This window comes from Stenotrophomonas maltophilia group sp. msm4, from assembly GCF_032025605.1.
GTDB classification, from domain to species: domain Bacteria; phylum Pseudomonadota; class Gammaproteobacteria; order Xanthomonadales; family Xanthomonadaceae; genus Stenotrophomonas; species Stenotrophomonas sepilia.
In genome coordinates this window covers 487,503-503,526 of record NZ_JAVSKK010000004.1, presented here as the reverse complement: position 1 = coordinate 503,526, position 16,024 = coordinate 487,503, and the positions used below count along the sequence as shown (strand labels likewise).

17 protein-coding genes are annotated in these 16,024 nt (G+C 66.9%); 6 read left to right on the top strand and 11 right to left on the bottom strand.

The window, feature by feature from the left end; all coding sequences use genetic code 11:
- Positions 1-170 precede the first annotated feature (170 nt).
- Both ROV93_RS20540 and ROV93_RS20535 read right to left on the bottom strand, forming a co-directional pair.
- Positions 171-722: a M23 family metallopeptidase gene (locus ROV93_RS20540; RefSeq protein ID WP_072167157.1), complete on the bottom strand. Its 552-nt coding sequence runs from the start codon at positions 720-722 to the stop codon at positions 171-173.
- Positions 723-799: 77 nt separating this feature from the next.
- Positions 800-1,282 carry an Lrp/AsnC family transcriptional regulator gene (locus tag ROV93_RS20535; RefSeq protein ID WP_061479611.1) on the bottom strand — a complete coding sequence of 161 codons (483 nt, stop codon included), beginning with the start codon at positions 1,280-1,282 and terminating at the stop codon, positions 800-802.
- Between the two features lie 72 nt (positions 1,283-1,354).
- Between ROV93_RS20535 and ROV93_RS20530 the strand changes: the two genes are divergently transcribed.
- Positions 1,355-2,230, top strand: a complete 876-nt coding sequence (locus ROV93_RS20530; RefSeq protein ID WP_312541149.1) for an EamA family transporter — start codon at positions 1,355-1,357, stop codon at positions 2,228-2,230.
- Positions 2,231-2,308: 78 nt separating this feature from the next.
- Here ROV93_RS20530 and ROV93_RS20525 read toward each other — a convergent pair whose 3' ends face one another.
- The 4 genes from ROV93_RS20525 to ROV93_RS20510 all read right to left on the bottom strand — a co-directional run bounded on the left by ROV93_RS20525 (position 2,309) and on the right by ROV93_RS20510 (position 5,600).
- Complete coding sequence (locus ROV93_RS20525; RefSeq protein WP_061479609.1) at positions 2,309-3,076, bottom strand: endonuclease/exonuclease/phosphatase family protein; 768 nt, start codon at positions 3,074-3,076, stop codon at positions 2,309-2,311.
- A gap of 23 nt (positions 3,077-3,099) precedes the next feature.
- On the bottom strand, positions 3,100-3,936 hold the full coding sequence (locus tag ROV93_RS20520; RefSeq protein ID WP_072167155.1) for a thiol:disulfide interchange protein DsbA/DsbL: 837 nt from the start codon (positions 3,934-3,936) through the stop codon (positions 3,100-3,102).
- Between the two features lie 106 nt (positions 3,937-4,042).
- The gene (locus ROV93_RS20515; protein WP_072167154.1) at positions 4,043-4,693 is read right to left on the bottom strand and encodes a thiol:disulfide interchange protein DsbA/DsbL; all 651 of its coding nucleotides are present in this window, start codon (positions 4,691-4,693) and stop codon (positions 4,043-4,045) included.
- 106 nt (positions 4,694-4,799) lie between these two features.
- The gene (locus tag ROV93_RS20510) at positions 4,800-5,600 is read right to left on the bottom strand and encodes a c-type cytochrome (protein WP_072167153.1); all 801 of its coding nucleotides are present in this window, start codon (positions 5,598-5,600) and stop codon (positions 4,800-4,802) included.
- 156 nt (positions 5,601-5,756) lie between these two features.
- On the opposite strand from ROV93_RS20510, the gene yihA reads away from it, so the two are divergent.
- The gene (gene yihA / locus ROV93_RS20505) at positions 5,757-6,359 is read left to right on the top strand and encodes a ribosome biogenesis GTP-binding protein YihA/YsxC (RefSeq protein WP_072167152.1); all 603 of its coding nucleotides are present in this window, start codon (positions 5,757-5,759) and stop codon (positions 6,357-6,359) included.
- Between the two features lie 99 nt (positions 6,360-6,458).
- Here yihA and ROV93_RS20500 read toward each other — a convergent pair whose 3' ends face one another.
- Positions 6,459-7,433 (bottom strand): MBL fold metallo-hydrolase, encoded by a 975-nt coding sequence (locus tag ROV93_RS20500; RefSeq protein ID WP_072167151.1) that lies wholly within the window; start codon positions 7,431-7,433, stop codon positions 6,459-6,461.
- 288 nt (positions 7,434-7,721) lie between these two features.
- Here ROV93_RS20500 and ROV93_RS20495 point away from each other — a divergent pair.
- Positions 7,722-9,073 (top strand): IS3 family transposase gene (locus ROV93_RS20495; protein ID WP_312538352.1). Its coding sequence is split into 2 segments (ribosomal slippage): positions 7,722-8,169 and positions 8,169-9,073, totalling 1,353 coding nucleotides; the frame shifts between segments, so codons are not numbered across the junction.
- 396 nt (positions 9,074-9,469) lie between these two features.
- Here ROV93_RS20495 and ROV93_RS20490 read toward each other — a convergent pair.
- Both ROV93_RS20490 and ROV93_RS20485 read right to left on the bottom strand, forming a co-directional pair.
- The gene (locus ROV93_RS20490; RefSeq protein ID WP_061479605.1) at positions 9,470-10,294 is read right to left on the bottom strand and encodes an AraC family transcriptional regulator; all 825 of its coding nucleotides are present in this window, start codon (positions 10,292-10,294) and stop codon (positions 9,470-9,472) included.
- Positions 10,291-10,995, bottom strand: a complete 705-nt coding sequence (locus ROV93_RS20485; RefSeq protein ID WP_072167623.1) for a VIT family protein — start codon at positions 10,993-10,995, stop codon at positions 10,291-10,293. The genes ROV93_RS20490 and ROV93_RS20485 overlap by 4 nt, the downstream gene beginning before the upstream one ends.
- Before the next feature lie 152 nt (positions 10,996-11,147).
- Between ROV93_RS20485 and ROV93_RS20480 the strand changes: the two genes are divergently transcribed.
- Complete coding sequence (locus ROV93_RS20480) at positions 11,148-12,512, top strand: glutamate--cysteine ligase (RefSeq protein WP_072167622.1); 1,365 nt, start codon at positions 11,148-11,150, stop codon at positions 12,510-12,512.
- 91 nt (positions 12,513-12,603) lie between these two features.
- Here the strand turns inward: ROV93_RS20480 and ROV93_RS20475 are convergent, their stop codons facing one another.
- Positions 12,604-13,662, bottom strand: a complete 1,059-nt coding sequence (locus tag ROV93_RS20475) for an NAD(P)-dependent alcohol dehydrogenase (protein ID WP_061479602.1) — start codon at positions 13,660-13,662, stop codon at positions 12,604-12,606.
- A 107-nt stretch (positions 13,663-13,769) separates the two neighbouring features.
- On the opposite strand from ROV93_RS20475, the gene ROV93_RS20470 reads away from it, so the two are divergent.
- Positions 13,770-14,654, top strand: a complete 885-nt coding sequence (locus ROV93_RS20470) for a LysR family transcriptional regulator (protein WP_061479601.1) — start codon at positions 13,770-13,772, stop codon at positions 14,652-14,654.
- A 112-nt stretch (positions 14,655-14,766) separates the two neighbouring features.
- On the opposite strand, the gene ROV93_RS20465 is transcribed toward ROV93_RS20470, so the two are convergent.
- Positions 14,767-15,183: a VOC family protein gene (locus tag ROV93_RS20465; protein ID WP_072167688.1), complete on the bottom strand. Its 417-nt coding sequence runs from the start codon at positions 15,181-15,183 to the stop codon at positions 14,767-14,769.
- Positions 15,184-15,297: 114 nt separating this feature from the next.
- On the opposite strand from ROV93_RS20465, the gene ROV93_RS20460 reads away from it, so the two are divergent.
- Positions 15,298-15,975, top strand: coding sequence for an SMI1/KNR4 family protein (locus tag ROV93_RS20460; RefSeq protein WP_072167621.1), 678 nt, complete (start codon positions 15,298-15,300; stop codon positions 15,973-15,975).
- The last annotated feature ends 49 nt before the right edge of the window (positions 15,976-16,024 follow it).

Genomic DNA, 16,024 nt, shown 5'->3' with positions numbered 1-16,024 from the left:
GCACGCGCGCTCGGCCAGCATCCAGAAGGCGAGGCGCTACGGGTGGGAAACGGGCGGGCAGGCCGTCCTGGCACCACCGGAAACGAAAGAAATGGTAATACGAACTATTCCTATTTACAAATGATGAACGCGGAAGGCGCTCGCGCAGGACTCGACGCAGCACACGGCGTTCAGCGCAGCAGCGGCAGTGGATCGCGGGCGCCGTCGGCGCCGTAGATGCCCCAGTGCAGGTGCGGCGGCGTACCCTTGGCGTTGCCGCTGTCGCCGACGTGGCCGAGAAGGTCGCCGGCCTGGACCACCTGGCCGCGCGCCAGGCCCTCGGCCCAGTCGTCCAGATGGGCGTAGTAGTAGCGCTCGCGCCCGGGCCCGATCACCCACACCTGGCGGCCACCGAGGCCGCGGTCGCTGACATCCACGACGACGCCGGCGGTGGCACTGCGCACCGGGGTGCCGCGCCTGGCGAAGATGTCGATGCCGGCGTGGGAGCGGTCACGGCCGCGTGGGGCGCCGAAGGTATCGGCGATCTGGCGGGGCCGCACGCCTTCCACCGGCACCGGAAGCTCGGTGGCCGGAGGCATCCGCGACAGTGTCCACAGCAGTTTCGGTGCAGCAGCCCATGGGCTGTTCCACAGCGCCATCGCGGCAACGATCGCGATGACCAGCCACAGGCCGCGCAGCAGCCAGCGGCGCAGGCGACGGGCGGGGGAGGGCGGTGTGTTCATGGTCTCCGACTGTAGCGCCGAGCCATGCTCGGCGGCTGTTACTTTGTGGTCAAAGCGCAGTCGAGCATGGCTCAGCGCTACAGAACCGGGGCCAGCGGCACTTCGAAACTGCGCTTCAACGTTCCCAGTGCCACCGAGGTGCGGAAGCGCTCGATGTTGTCATCGCCACCGAACAGGCGCTCGGTGATCGCTTCGTACTCCTCCATCGACGCGGCCGAAAGCAGCAGCAGGAAATCGCCATCGCCGGTGATCGAGTAGCACTGCTGCACGGCCGGGTCGTCCTGCACGCGGCGCTTGAACGGCGCCACGCGTTCACGCAGCTCGCTGACCACGCGCACCTCGACGATGATGGTCAGCGGCCGGCCGATCTTTGCGGCATCGATCACCGCCACATTGGCCGCGATCACGCCGCTGTCCTGCAGCCGCTTGATGCGTCGCTGCACGGCCGGGGTGGACAGGTGCACGGCCTCGGCGATCTCGCGCTGCGGCAGGGTGTTGTCCCGCTGCAGCAGGTCGAGGATGGCGCGGTCGAAGCTGTCGAGCACGGGGGCGGTGGCCATGGCGAGCAGAAGTTGCACGAACAGGCTGTCAATTGAGCCAAGTGCTCGGCGCCGGCGCAATAGACTTTGCCCATGCAGACCTCACGACTTGCGCCGATGTTGCCGGCGCTGGCGGTGCTCGGCTCGGTCACCTCGTTGGCCATCGGCACCTCCTACGCCAAACACCTGTTCCCGCTGATCGGCGCACAGGACACCAGTGCGCTGCGCGTGGGCTTCTCGGCGCTGTTGCTGCTGCTGTTCTGGCGGCCTTGGCGCTGGAAGACCCGCCGCGTGGATGCCATCACCCTCCTGCGCTACGGGCTCACCCTGGGCCTGATGAACCTGCTGTTCTACATGGCCCTGCGCACGATTCCCTTCGGCATTGCGGTGGCCATCGAATTTACCGGGCCGCTGACGGTAGCGATGCTGTCATCACGACGCCCCATCGATTTCGTCTGGGTGGGGTGCGCGGCGGTGGGGCTGTTGCTGCTGCTGCCGATCGGCGGCGGGCCGGCACTGGATCCGGCAGGCGTGCTGTATGCGATGGGCGCAGCGGCGTGCTGGGGCCTGTACATCGTGTTCGGCAAGCGTGCCGGCCACCTGCACGCTGGGCATTCGGTGTCGCTGGGGCTGCTGGCGGCTTCGCTGGTGGTGGTGCCGGTGGGCGTGGCGCATGCCGGTGCCGCGCTGCTCGATCCGAAGATCCTGGCGGCCGGCCTGCTGGTGGCGCTGGTGTCCAGTGCGATCCCGATGTCGCTGGAGATGATGGCGCTCAAGCGCCTGCCAAAGGAAACCTTCGGCATCCTGATCAGCATGGAGCCGGCGGTGGCCGCGCTGTGGGCGATGCTGCTGCTGCACGAGCACCTGCATGGATTGCAGTGGCTGGCGATCGGTTGCACGGTGCTGGCCTCGGTGGGCAGCACGATGACGGCGCGGCGATTGAAGGTGCCGGTGGTGCAGGCAGGGTAGCGCCGGAGAGCGTGCGGACCTACGGTCCGCACCCACCAGAGCGGCGTGCCAACCAAGGTTGGCACCTACCGGGAGCGTTCAGCGCAGGGCGTCGGCCGGGACGTCGATCTGCATCGCCAGGGCGAGGTGATCGGAAAACGCGGCCGGTATGGCTTCCACGGTGCGGGTCTGCAGGCCACTGCTGACCAGGATGTGGTCGATGGCGCGGTCGGGGCGCCAGCTGGGGAAGGTCGGCACGATGCAGCCGGGCGGCTGCAGCCGGGTCTTCTGGTACAGCACCTGCATTTCCGGGCGTTCTGCCAGGCAGTTGAAGTCGCCCATCAGCACCGCGTTGGGGTGGTCGGACAGCAGCTCGGCGATGAAGCCCAGCTGCGACATCCGCGATCCCGCGCCCAATGACAGATGCGCCACCGCCACCGCCAGGCCGTCGGTACCGTCGCCGAACTTGGCCAGCAGCACGCCGCGCCCGCCGATGCGGCCGGGCAGGGCGTGGTCCTGCACTTCCACCGGTTCGAGCTTGCTCAGCAGGCCATTGGCGCTGGACGCGACCCCGCCCATGCGCCGGTTCGGCTGGTGGCTCCAGTAGTTGAAGCCGGCGCGCTGGGCCAGGTAATGGGTCTGGTTGGTGAAGCCCGAGCGCAGGCTGCCCGGGTCGGCCTCCTGCAGGCCGACGATGTCATGTTCGCGCGCCAGGGTGGCGATCGCGTCCAGGCTGCTGCGCTTGCGACCCGCCGGCAACGCATGTGACCAGCTGCGGGTCACATAGTCGCTGTAACGGCGGGTACTTGAGCCGGCCTGGATGTTGGCCGTCAGCAAGCGCAGGGTCCGTGTACGGGGTGAATTCACGGCCGGGAAATGCTTCTCTTGGATCAGTGAGCCTGGGCCGCACCGCGTTCGCGGGCGATCAGGTGGTCGGCGATGCGCAGCATGTCCGGGAAGCTCTTGCCCTTCACCAGGTACTTGCCGTTGACGATGATCGACGGGGTGCCGCTGATCTGGCTGCGCTGGGCGAACTGCTTGGCCGAGTTGGTCTTGGCATTCACCGCGAAGCTGCCCATGGTGGCCGCGAACTGCTTCGGATCAACGCCGTAGGCGGCGTAGAACTTGGCGATGTCTTCTACCGAGTCACGGCCGCGCTCGCCCTTCAGGGTCTTCTGCGAGTGGATGGCGGCGTACAGCGCTTCGTGGGTCTTCTCCTGCACGCCCAGGGTCTGCGCGGCGTAGAAGGCACGGGCGTAGTCATCCCAGGTGCCGCCGAACATGGCCGGCACGTAGACGAAGTTCACGTCGCTGGGCAGGCCGGCCTTCCATGGGCCGACCAGCGGCTGGAACGCGGCGCAGGCCGGGCAGACGTAGCCGAAGATCTCGGTCACTTCGATCTTGCCGGCGGCCGGCTGGAACGGCTGGCCGTTCGGGATCACCTGGTAGTCGGCACCTTCCACCGGAGCCGGGCCGGTCAGTGCGGCGGTGGTCGGGGCCGGTGCGGCGGCCGGCGCCGCTTCGGCCGGGGCCTTCTCGCCTTCAGCGGCAGCCGGCGCGGCGCCTTCGCTGCCCGCTGCCGGCGCAGCAGCCGGTTCGGTGGTGGCTGCCGGGGTGGCTGCCGGTTCGGCCGGGGCCGCGGTGGTGTTGGTGCTGCCGTCGTCGGCCTTGCAGGCGGCCAGGATCGGCAGCAGCGCTGCGAGGGCGAGGGCGTAACGGATCTTCATGGAAACGTCTCCAGCATCTGGAAAGGTGGGGCCGGCGGCAAGCGCCGGCCAAGGGGAAATGATGACATGCGGCGGCGACAACGCCGTGTCGGTGGTGGGTGTTGGTTCAGCGGCCGCGGGCGGCGCGCGCCTGCGCGATCAGCGCCGAGGCAATGCGCAGCTGGTCGTCGAAGCTCTCGCCGCGCACCAGGTATTGGCCGTTGATGATCAGGGCCGGTGTGCCCGGGATCTTGGTGCGCTGGGCGAACGCGCGCGCGGCGTCGACCTTCTTCTGCACGGCATCGCCGCGCAGGGCCTGGATGTAGCGGTCCGGGGTCACGCCGTAGGCCTTGTAGAAGGTGGCGAGCTCATCGGCCGAGACGTTCTGCATCGGCAGCGACCCCTGCTCGTGCAGGGCCTTGAACACGGCGGCATGGCTGCGCTTGGCCACGCCGACTTCATCGGCGGCGTAGTAGGCCAGGGCCCAGGCATCCCAGGCACCGCCGAAGGCCGCCGGGACCGGGGTGAAGCGCACGTCGGCCGGCAGCTTGGCCGCCCAGGCTTCCAGCTGCGGTTCGAAATGGGCGCAGTGCGGGCAGGTGTAGCCGAAGACTTCGACTACCTCGATCTTGCCGGCCAGCGGCTGGAACGGGCCCGGCTGGGCGATGCGCTCGTAGTCTTTGCCCTCGACCAGCGGGGCATTGGCGGGGGTGGCGGCGCAGGCTGCCAGCGGCAGCAGCACCAGCACGGACAACAGCAGGCGGGAAATCAACCTCATCGACACGCATCTCCGTTGAAAAAAGCAACGCCGGCGCAGCCGCCGGCGTGAAGGAAACATACCGCAGCCGTGGGCCGTCGTCGCGGCCCGGGCCGACCAGTGGTGGTCAGGGGGCGGCAGCCGGTTGTGTTGGCGTGGCCGCGGCGGCCACATCGTCGGCCTTGTTGTGCAGGCCCTGCAGGTAGCTCGACAGCGCCTGCACCTCCTGCTCGCTGAGCTTCTGCGCGACCGTGGCCATGATCTGGAAGTGCGCCTTGTCGGTCTCGTTGGTCTGGCCGGCCTGGTACTCCTGCAGGCGGCGCGCGACATAGCTGGCGTGCTGCCCACCGAGGTGCGGATAGGCCGGACCGGGATTGCCGGCACCGCTGGGGCCATGGCAGGCCATGCAGGCCGGCAGGCCACGCTTGGCATCGCCGCCGCGGTACAGCTGCTGGCCGATCTCGTAGAACTTCATGCCTTTGTACGGGCCCTCGGTCACCGCCGTGTCATCGGCGATGCCGGCGTTGGCTTTCTGCGTGGCGAAGTAGGCGCCGATATCACGCATGTCCTGCGGGGTGAGGTTCTGCACGAACGGCACCATCGCCACTGCCGCGCCGGAACTGCGCTGGCCATTGGCGATCAGGGCCATCTGCTGGGCCACGTAGCGCTCGCTCTGGCCGGCAATGGACGGATACATGTCCACCGTGGAATTGCCGTCGACGCCATGACAGGCCGCGCAGGCCGAGGCCTTGGCCTGGCCGGCCTTGGCATCGCCCCAGTGGGTCTTGCTGAAATCCACCTCCAGCGAGGCGGTGTTGATCGGCCCATTGTCGGGCAGCGGGGTCAACGTGGTCTGCGCGAACGCAGCAGCGGCAACGACTACAGCAGTGGCAAGGGCGGATACGGCAAGAACGCGAGCGTGGCGCATGCTGAAGCTCCGTATGGACCGGGCCGGGCGGTGGCCGCCGGCATCGTTCGGATTATCAACGCCGTTTCCGCGCACGGTCAACGCAGCAGTGCAGCAAAATGCCCGCAAAGGCCGCCGGCACGGGCGCGCGGCGCCGCAACATGCGATCCTAGGCACATGTCATTGCTCATCGAACGCGCCCGTTACCACCTTTCGGCCCATAACGTGCGGCAGCTGCCGCCCGACGAAGGGGCCGAAGTGGCCTTCGCCGGCCGCTCCAACGCCGGCAAGTCCAGTGCGCTCAACGCGCTGACCCGCCAGAACGCCCTGGCGCGTGTCTCCAAGACCCCCGGCCGTACCCAGCAGCTGGTGTTCTTCCAGGTCACCCCGGAGTCGCATCTGGTCGACCTGCCCGGTTACGGCTACGCCAAGGTGCCGCTGGACCTGCAGGCGCACTGGCAGGCCTTCATCGACAAGTACTTCCGCACCCGCGAGGCCCTGAAGGGGCTGGTGGTGGTGATGGACATCCGTCATCCGCTGAAGGACTACGACCGGCAGATGCTGTCCTATGCCGTGCAGCGCGGCCTGCCGGCGCACGCCCTGCTGACCAAGGCCGACAAGCTCAGCCGCAGCCAGCAGATGCAGTCCCTGCAGAAGGTGCGCAAGGAGCTGCAATCGGCTTACGGTGACAGCGTCAGCGTGCAGGTGTTCTCCGGCGAAGACCGTACCGGCGTGGACGAAGCGCGCGCCGTGATCGGCGGCTGGCTGGGGCTGGAATAAGGCCTTCCCTGCCTTCCTGTAGAGCCGAGCCTACGCTCGGCTGCGGAATCCCGGCACGCTGCGCGTGGTAGCCGAGCATGGGCTCGGCGCTACACGAGGTCATTTCAACGGCGAATACTCCGCCGGGACCCACGCATAGGCCTGGCCTTCACTGCGGACGTGGCCCAGGCCGGGGAACGGCAGGTGCGCACCGGCCACCCACCAGCCGTTGGCGGTGGCCTGCTGCAGCAGCCCGCGACGGCTGGCGATGGCCGCCTTGCGGTCCGAATCGGCCTCGAACGCGGCCTCCGGGTGCGCGAACTGCACCGCATGGAAGTGCAGCACGTCGCCCCACACCAGCAGTGACTGGCCCTGGCTGTCGAACCGGTAGGAGACGTGGCCGGGGGTGTGGCCATGGGTGTCCATTGCCACCGCGCCGCCGGGCAGGGCATCGCCGGGGTTGAACGTGCGCAGGTGGCCACTGGCCTGGTACGGCGCCACCGCGTTGCGTGCCAGCGGGAAGGCGAAGCGCACACCCTTCGGCGCAGAAGCCTCGCTGGCCGGGTTGAGCCAGTAGTCGGCATCGGCCCTGGACAGCCACACGGTGGCATTCGGGTAGGCCGGCTTGCCCTGCGCATCGAGCACCCCGCACAGGTGGTCCGGATGGGCGTGGGTCAGCAGCACCTCGTCCACCTCGGCCGGGTCCACGCCGGAGGCGCGCAGGTTGCCCAGCACCTGGCCCAGGCCGGGGCCGAAGCACTGCGCGGTGCCGGTATCGACCAGGGTCAGGTGGTTGCCCTGGCGCACGAGGAAGGCGTTGATCGCGGTCTGCAGGCCCTTCTTGTCTTCGGGCACGTAGCGGCCTTCCAACAGGCGGCTGACCAGTGTCGGCGGCACGTCGACCACTTCCTGCCGGCCCAGCGCGACCACGCCGTCGAACAGGGCGGTGACCTGCAGCGCACCGACGCGCTGGTGGTAGACGCCGGGCACCTGCTGGGTGGGCGCGGGCGAGGTGGCTTCGGCCAGCGCGGCCAGTGGCAGGGCGGACAGGGCCAGCAGCAGGGCGGAGCGCAGGGGAAGGTGGCGCAGGGTCATGAGGGTTCTCGGTGGATGACGGGGGTTCCGTTGGCCTAGCGTGCCGTGACTGGCGTGCGCACGGCGCTCAAACCACTGCGTGGAATGCTCAGGGAAGGGGGTGTTGTCTGCAGGGCTGCGCCCTGCACCCGCTACGAGCCAGAGCAACGGCCGAAGCAACAGCAACAGCAACAGCAACAGCGGGCTATCCGTGGGATGGCGGGGTGGGTCCGGTTGCGGGAGACGCCGTAAACCCGTCCATGAAGTGACCCCCGGGAGTTGGACATCAGATCCGACCCCGAGGGATACATGAACAGATACGACGCGCGTTTCAAACTGCAGGTCGCCAAACAGGCCTGCAAGACCTCCACATCGGTCAAAGCCGTTGCTCGTCGCTACGGCCTGGAGTTCTCCACGGTCAGGCGCTGGGTGGCGACCTATCGGCTGCATGGTTGGCGGGGATTTCATCGCCAGTCCCAGTCCTATGACCTCGCATTCAAGCTGGCTGTCCTGAAGAAGATGGGCCAGGACGGCATGTCCGGGCGGGAGGCCACCACTTACTTTCAAATTGGCGATGCCGGCGCGGTGGGTCGGTGGCGTCGCCTGTATGCTCAAGGCGGTGCCCAAGCGCTGGCACCACCTCCGCCGCCGCCCCGAAAGCCGATGAAAAAGACCCGTTCGTCCAAGCCACCTGAGGAAATGAGCCGCGATGAGCTGCTCAAGGAAGTTGCCTATCTGCGTGCGGAGACCGACTACCTAAAAAAACTCGATGCCTTGATCCGGGAAGAGCAGGCGGCGCAGGACGCAAAGCGCAAGCCATCCAAGGATTGAGGCAGGTTCATCCGCTGTCGCTTCTGCTCGAAGCGGCAGAGCTGTCACGCAGTACGTTCTATTACCAGAACCATGTCCTGGCCCATCCGGATCAGGATGAGGCAGCCCTGTGCGAGCGCATCCGGGCAATCTACGATCAAAGCCAAGGGCGCTATGGGTATCGCACGGTGACGCTGGAACTGGCCAATCAGGGCCATCGGACCAATCACAAGCGGGTACAGCGCCTGATGGGGGAGATGGGCCTGAAATCACGGGTACGCGTGAAGCGCTACCGGTCCTTCAAAGGGGCCGCCAATGTTGTGGTTGGCAATGACCTCAATCGCCAGTTCCATGCCGAGCGGCCCAACCAGAAGTGGGTGACTGACGTCACCGAGTTCAAGGTGCAAGGCATGAAGCTGTACCTGTCGCCGATCATGGACCTCTACAACGGTGAAATCGTGGCTTATCAGATCAAGCGCCAGCCTGTGTTCGATCTGGTAGGTCAGATGCTGGAGGAGGCCATCAAGAAGCTTTCGCCGGATGAGCGGCCAATGATCCACTCCGACCAGGGCTGGCAGTACCAGCATGAGAACTACCGGCACATGCTGGAAAAGCACTCGTTGAAGCAAAGCATGTCCCGACGTGGCAACTGCTTGGACAATGCGGCAATGGAAAGCTTCTTCGGGACGCTGAAGTCGGAGTTCTTCTACCTGAACAGCTTTGACAGCATCGAAAGCCTGGAGGCCGGGCTGGTGGAGTACATCAAGTACTACAACCAAGAGCGAATCAGATTGAAATTGAAGGGGCTAAGCCCGGTAAAGTACCGGGAACAGGCCCAAGCAGCCGCCTGACCCCACCGTCCAAGTCTCGGGGGTCACTTCACCATGGGGGCTTGGCCGCGGCATCCATGCCGCGGACACTCCCGCAACCGGACCCACCCCGCCTTCGACAGTTTTCCGTGATCTGTTGGAAATTCTCTTGGGGTCAGATCGATTTCGATGTCTGACAGATGTGTCGACCAAGGTCGACACCTACCAACAGCCGCGACGATCTGTCAGAGGTGGGGCGGTGTCGGAGTGCGGGGTGTCAGCCGCATGGATGCGGCTGCCAAGCCTACAGGGACGTACTTGCGGCGTCCCCGCACTCCGACACCGTCCCGCCACCTCACGGAATGCACGCTGTTGCTGTTGCTTCGGCTGTTGCCGTCGCGTCTGCAGGTGCAGGGCTGCAAGCCCTGCCGAACCCCCTCAAATGTCTGTGGGAGCCAGCCCGTACTGCTCGGCGAAGCGCTTGCTGAAACTGGCCGCAGACCGGTAGCCCGCGCGTGCGGCCACGGTCTTCAGCGGCAGGTCGGTGGTGTAGAGCAACTGCATGCCATGCGCCAGCCGGGCCTCGGTGAGCAGCTGGCGCAGGCTGGTGTCCTCGGCGGCGAGCCGACGGCGCAGGGTCGCGCCGCTCAGCGCGAACAGCGCTTCCACATCACGCGATTGCCAGTCGCGAGCCGGTTCGGCGGCGATGCGGTCGCGGATCTGTTCGCCCAGGCTCGGCGCCTGCGGCAGCAGCAGGTTGCCGTGGCCCTGCCGGCACAGGGTCAGTACCAACGAGGCCAGGGCCAGCCGCGCTTCGCTGTAACGGCCGTCCTGCAGTGATTGCCGCCACTGGCGCAGCACCACGCCATGATCGATCAACGGCAGTCGCGCCATCGCATGACCGGCGGCGGGAAGCTCCCCGCTCCACAGCGTACGTGCGGCCGCCAGCACTTCGGCACACAGCGGCACGATGGCGCTGAGGTAGCGGCCACTGCGTGGGTCGGGGGTGTTGACCACATCGATGCGGCAGCGCTGGGTCAGCAGCAGGATGTCGCCGGGGATGAACTCCAGCGACTGGTGCGCGGTACGCACCTGCTTGCGGCCTTCCAGCAGGATCGCGAACTGCGGTTGTGGAATCTCCACCGAGCTGGCGCCATGTTCGCGCCGAGCGGTGATGCACGCATAACCTTCGGCGCGTGCGCAGCCGGCCAGGCTGGCCATCTCGGCCAGCAGTGCGGTGGCCGGTGGCAGCATGGCGGTCATGACACGTGGGCACCGAACAGGCGACCGACGCCGGCCGCCGCGGCCATCGCCAATGCGCCCCAGAACATCACCCGGATCGCGCCGCGAACCGGCGGTGCGCCGCCGGCCCTGGCCGCCACTGCGCCGGTCAGGCACAGGCCGAGCAGGGTACTGGCCGTGGTCATCAGTGCGACCCTGTCGACCGGTGCGAGCAGGGCGGTCAGCACAGGCAGCACCGCGCCGCAGGTGAACGCACCGGCCGAGGCCAGCGCTGCCTGCAGCGGGCGGGCGCGCAGGGTATCGGTGATGCCCAGTTCGTCGCGGGCGTGGGCACCCAGCGCATCATGGGCGGTGAGCTGTTCGGCCACCTGCCGTGCCAGCGCAGGCTCCAGGCCGCGGTGGCGGTAGATCGAAGCCAGCTCCTCCAGCTCGCTGTGCGGATTTTCGCGCAGCTCGCGCCTTTCCATTGCCAGGTCTGCGTCCTCGGTGTCGGCCTGGGTCTGTACCGAGACGTACTCGCCGGCGGCCATCGACATCGCGCCGGCCACGGTGCCGGCCACGCCGGTGGCGAGGATGGTGGTAGCGGAGGCGCCGCCGGCGGCCACGCCGACCACCAGGCCGGCCACCGAGACGATGCCATCATTGGCGCCCAGCACGGCGGCACGCAGCCAGCCGACGCGCTCGGAGCGGTGCAGTTCGGGGTGTCGTGAATGGCGGCTCATGACGTTGAGTGTACGAGGGTCAAGAGGGCGTCGGTAGGATGCTGAAACCCGTCACCGTCGCATGACGCAACGAGGTGCCACGCTATAGTGCGCCCTTGCGATGGAAGGCCGCGAGCCCCACATCCCCCGCCACCGTCCAGCGAGCCTTCCCCTTGTCGAGCCCCAGCCACGTCGCCGATACCCCCATTACCGACCGCTCGCAGCTGGTGGAGGTGATCGCCTCCGGCGAGAAGCCCCGCGCGCAGTGGCGCATCGGCACCGAGCACGAGAAGTTCGGGTTCCGCCTGGATGACCTGCGCCCGCCGACCTTCGAGGGGGAGCGCGGCATCGAAGCACTGCTCAACGGTCTGGTCCGCTTCGGCTGGGAGCCGGTACAGGAGAATGGCTGCACCATCGCCCTGCTGCGCGATGGGGCCTCGGTGACGCTGGAACCGGCCGGCCAGCTGGAGCTGTCAGGTGCGGCGCTGGAGACCATCCACCAGACCTGCGTGGAGACCGGCACCCACCTCAACGAAGTGGCGCAGGTGGCCGGCGAACTGCAGCTGGGCTTCCTCGGCATGGGCTTCCAGCCGAAGTGGAAGCGCGATGAAATGCCGTGGATGCCGAAGGGCCGCTACAAGATCATGCGCGCGTACATGCCCAAGGTCGGTTCGCTGGGCCTGGACATGATGACCCGTACCTGCACGGTGCAGGTGAACCTGGACTACGCCACCGAAGCGGACATGGTGAAGAAGTTCCGCGTGTCCCTGGCGCTGCAGCCGATCGCCACCGCGCTGTTCGCCGATTCGCCGTTCACCGAAGGCAAGCCGAACGGCTACCTGAGCTATCGCTCGCACATCTGGACCGACACCGACGCCGACCGCACCGGCATGCTCGACTTCGTGTTCGAGGATGGATTCGGCTACGAGCGCTATGTCGATTACCTGCTCGACGTGCCGATGTACTTCTCCTATCGCGACGGCACCTACCACGACGCCAGCGGGCAGAGTTTCCGCCACTTCATGCAGGGCAAGCTGCCGGTGCTGCCGGGCGCGTTGCCGACACTGCGCGACTGGTCGGACCACATGACCACCGCGTTTCCGGAAGTGCGCCTGAAGAAGTACCTGGAAATGCGCGGCGCCGATGGTGGCCCGTGGAGCCGCCTGTGTGCGCTGCCGGCGTTCTGGGTGGGCCTGCTGTACGACGACACTGCACTGGACGCTGCCTGGGACCTGGTGCGTGACTTCACCCTGGCCGAGCGCCATGCGCTGCGTGACGGCGTGCCGAAGCATGCAATGAACCTGCCGTTCCGCAACGGCACGGTGCGCGACCTGGCCCGGGAAGCGGTCAGGATTTCCGTGGAAGGCCTCAAGCGCCGTGCTGCGCGCAATGCCGATGGCCAGGACGAGAGCAAGTTCCTGGACGTACTGCAGGAGATCGTCGAATCCGGCCTGACCCCGGCCGAGCGCAAGCTGGCGCTGTTCCATGGCCGCTGGCATGGTGACGTCGATCCGGTGTTCCGCGAGTTCGCGTACTGACCGTCATGCGGGGTTGCCGGCCAGCGGCCGGCACTACCAGAAGAAAAACCCCGGCATTGCCGGGGTTTTTCATTTCCACATCTGCCTTGGCTCAGGCCGCGTTCTTCAACGTCGCCATGTCGATCACGAAGCGGTAGCGCACATCGTTCTTCGCCATGCGCTCCCAGGCTTCGTTGACGTTCCTGATGTCGATCATCTCCACATCGCTGACGATGCCGTGCTCGGCACAGAAGTCCATCATTTCCTGGGTTTCGGCCATGCCGCCGATCGCCGAGCCGGTCAGGTGCTTGCGGCCGAAGATCACGCTGCCGCCGGTCAACGGCGGGTCCAGTTCGGTCAGCACGCCCACCAGGCACATGGTGGCTTCGCGCTTGAGCAGGCCCATGTACGGATTGGTGTCATGGCTGACCGGGATGGTATTGAGCAGGAAGTCGAAGCTGCCGGCGTGCGCCTTCATCTGCGCCGCATCGCGCGAGACCAGCACCTCATCGGCGCCCAGGCGCTTGGCATCGGCGCCCTTTTCCGGGGTGGTGGTGATCATCACCACGTGCGCACCGAGCGCCTTGGCGAACTTCACGCCCATGTGGCCGAGGCCGCCGAGGCCGATCACGCCGACCTTCTGGCCCGGGCCGACCTTCCAATGGCGCAGCGGCGACCACGTGGTAATGCCGGCGCACAGCAGCGGTGCGGCCGCCTTCAGGTCGAGGGTGTCGGAGACCTTCACCACGAAGCGCTGCTCTACCACCACGTGGTCGGAATAGCCGCCGTAGGTCGGTGCGCCGCTTTCGCGTTCACGGCCGTTGTAGGTCCAGGTCGCGCCCTCGGCGCAGTACTGCTCCAGGTCGTGCTGGCAGGCGTCGCAGTGGCGGCAGGAGTCGACCATGCAACCCACGCCGGCGTGGTCGCCGACCTTGAAGCGGGTGACGTTGCTGCCGACCTCGGTGACGCGGCCGATGATCTCGTGGCCCGGCACCATCGGGTAGATCGAGCCACCCCAGTCATCGCGGGCCTGGTGCAGGTCGGAGTGGCAGATGCCGCTGTAGAGGATCTCGATGCGCACATCGTCGGGACCGACCGCACGGCGTTCGAACTCATAGGGGACCAGCGGAGCAGTATGGGAATGGGCGGCGTAACCACGGGCGAGGGACATGGGGAATCCTTGGCAGGGTTTATCGAAAGGCGCTTTACAATACGCCGCGTTCCCAATGGCAAGAAGCGTGGATATCGGCATGATTCATCAAGTGAAACTGCACAATCATGGCCACTGACAACCTTTCCCACCTGGCCGCGTTCGCGGCGGTTGCCCGCCACCGCAGCTTCCGCCGCGCTGGCGCCGAGCTGGCGCTGTCGACCTCGGCGGTGAGCTATGCGATCCGCGCGCTGGAAGAACGACTGGGCGTGGGCCTGTTCCACCGCACCACGCGCAGCGTGGCCCTGACCGAGGCCGGGCAGCGCCTGCTGGAGCGCTTGCAGCCGGCGCTGGGGCAGGTGCATGACGCGTTGGAAGAAATGAACCACTTCCGCGCCGCCCCGGCCGGCCTGCTGCGCATCAACGCCACCCGCGCGGCGGTGGCGACCCAGCTGCGGCCTCGGCTGGCGCGCTTCCTGCACGCTCATCCCGACGTGCGGGTGGAGCTGACCGAAAATGATGGGCTGGTCGATATCGTCGCCGAGGGCTACGACGCGGGCGTGCGCCTGCACGAGTTCGTGCCCGAGGACATGGTGGCGGTGCCGATGGGGCCGCCGCTGCGTGGGCTGATCGTCGGCTCGCCGGATTACCTGCGGCGGCATCCGGCGCCGCTGCATCCGCGCGACCTGGCCGCGCATGAATGCATCCGCTTCCGCTTCGCCAGCGGGCATCTGTACAAGTGGCAGTTCGAGCGCGGTGGGCAGGCGCTGGAAATCGACGTGCCCGGACGGCTGACGCTGAGCGAGCAGGGCACCGTGGTCGGCGCGGTACTTGATGGCATCGGCCTGGCCTACGTGCTGGAAGACACCGCGCGGCCGTATATCGAATCGGGGCAGATGGTGGCGGTGCTGGAAGACTGGAGCGAACCGTTCGCCGGGTTTGCGCTGTACTACCCGAAGCAACGGCAGATGCCCGGTGCGTTGCGTGCGTTCGTGGATATGTTGCGGGAGTGAGGTGCTGCAGGAGTGCCGACCAACGGTCGGCACCTACCGGATGGCGTCCACCAGGACCAGACCAGTAGATCCGCGCCATGCGTGGATTGGCGCCCGCAATGCAGACGGCAATTCACTCGACCAGCACGTCGTAGCCTTCGCCACTGAACTGGATCAGGCAGAAGCCGTGCCCGAACGGATCGGCCAGCACGGCGATACGGCCCCAGCGGCGCTCGCGCACCGGTTGCTCGAGCATCGCCCCGGCCGCGACCGCACGCATCAACGCGGCGTCGATGTCCTCCACCACCCAGTCCAGGTGCAGCGGCGTCCAATGACGCTCGTAGTCGCGCACGTCGCCGTCTTCGGTGGCGGCGCTGCCAGCCTCGTTCTGCAGCAGATAGAGCGGTGTTGGCCCACCGAGCAGTTCCACCGCGCCGGGACCGAGCCGACGACCGATGCGCAATCCAAACGCGGCCAGGTAGAACGTTTCGGCGGCGGCCAGGTCGGGCACGTCGATGTTGATGATGAAGTTGCGGGCAGTGGCGTTCATGGCAGTGATTTCCTGCATCCGGTGGTTGCAGTCTAGTCCCGCCACCTGTTGCTGCCGGTTCATCTCCTGCGAGGATTCGGGCAAGCTGGGCGACCTCTATCGACAAGGACTTCCATGAGCGCACTCTCTGACATCGAACAGGCCACCGGGCAGGCCTTCCCCCCTTTGTTCAAGCAGTTGCAGGTAGCAGGCCGGTTGAGCTGGGGCAGTTCGCATCCGGATTGGTCCGAGGTGGTGTTCCCGACGCTGCAGGCGGATCCACCGGTGCTGTTGTACGCCCAGGAATACGAACCGCTGGAACACGATGAGCTGCTCGAAGCGTGGCAGGAGCTGACCGCCGAGGACCACTACAATCCCCTGCGCACAGACCTGCAACTGCTGCCCTTTGCGCGGACCGGCGCGGGCGACAGCTACTGCTTCTGGAGCAACGCGCCCGATTCTGCCGAGCCGCCCGTCGTGCTGGTGTGGCATGACGATGATCGTGCCGATGTGCTGGCCGCCAACTACCAGGATTTCCTGTTCCGCAAGATGGTCGAAGCCGTTGCCGACTACCAAGCGCCGTATACGCTGCTGTCGCATGGCGAGCTGGCCGGCAATCTGCAGCGCTGGCTGCAGAGCCACCAGTCGTTCCTGCGCGGCGACCAGTTCGCGGCGTTGCAGCGGTTGTTCGCCCGCGTTGACGATATTGAAGAAGGAAACATCAGCGAAGACGACGCACAGGCCATCGTCGCTGATGTGATCGGCTTCGAGCGGTTGGACGAGTCGTTCGCTTACGTGCGCGAGGAGGCCTGAACCCGGTAGGCCGGAGCGCCGCCATCGGTCGTGCTCCAGCTACCTATCA

What these genes read in the sequence shown, in the direction of transcription:
- ROV93_RS20510 (WP_072167153.1), bottom strand. Translation starts at nt 5,600, where the DNA reads ATGCGCCACGCTCGCGTTCTTGCCGTATCCGCCCTTGCCACTGCTGTA.
- ROV93_RS20530 (WP_312541149.1), top strand. Translation starts at nt 1,355, where the DNA reads ATGCAGACCTCACGACTTGCGCCGATGTTGCCGGCGCTGGCGGTGCTC.
- ROV93_RS20470 (WP_061479601.1), top strand. Translation starts at nt 13,770, where the DNA reads ATGGCCACTGACAACCTTTCCCACCTGGCCGCGTTCGCGGCGGTTGCC.
- ROV93_RS20485 (WP_072167623.1), bottom strand. Translation starts at nt 10,995, where the DNA reads ATGAGCCGCCATTCACGACACCCCGAACTGCACCGCTCCGAGCGCGTC.
- yihA (WP_072167152.1), top strand. Translation starts at nt 5,757, where the DNA reads ATGTCATTGCTCATCGAACGCGCCCGTTACCACCTTTCGGCCCATAAC.
- ROV93_RS20460 (WP_072167621.1), top strand. Translation starts at nt 15,298, where the DNA reads ATGAGCGCACTCTCTGACATCGAACAGGCCACCGGGCAGGCCTTCCCC.
- ROV93_RS20515 (WP_072167154.1), bottom strand. Translation starts at nt 4,693, where the DNA reads ATGAGGTTGATTTCCCGCCTGCTGTTGTCCGTGCTGGTGCTGCTGCCG.
- ROV93_RS20490 (WP_061479605.1), bottom strand. Translation starts at nt 10,294, where the DNA reads ATGACCGCCATGCTGCCACCGGCCACCGCACTGCTGGCCGAGATGGCC.
- ROV93_RS20520 (WP_072167155.1), bottom strand. Translation starts at nt 3,936, where the DNA reads ATGAAGATCCGTTACGCCCTCGCCCTCGCAGCGCTGCTGCCGATCCTG.
- ROV93_RS20540 (WP_072167157.1), bottom strand. Translation starts at nt 722, where the DNA reads ATGAACACACCGCCCTCCCCCGCCCGTCGCCTGCGCCGCTGGCTGCTG.
- ROV93_RS20465 (WP_072167688.1), bottom strand. Translation starts at nt 15,183, where the DNA reads ATGAACGCCACTGCCCGCAACTTCATCATCAACATCGACGTGCCCGAC.
- ROV93_RS20500 (WP_072167151.1), bottom strand. Translation starts at nt 7,433, where the DNA reads ATGACCCTGCGCCACCTTCCCCTGCGCTCCGCCCTGCTGCTGGCCCTG.
- ROV93_RS20475 (WP_061479602.1), bottom strand. Translation starts at nt 13,662, where the DNA reads ATGTCCCTCGCCCGTGGTTACGCCGCCCATTCCCATACTGCTCCGCTG.
- ROV93_RS20535 (WP_061479611.1), bottom strand. Translation starts at nt 1,282, where the DNA reads ATGGCCACCGCCCCCGTGCTCGACAGCTTCGACCGCGCCATCCTCGAC.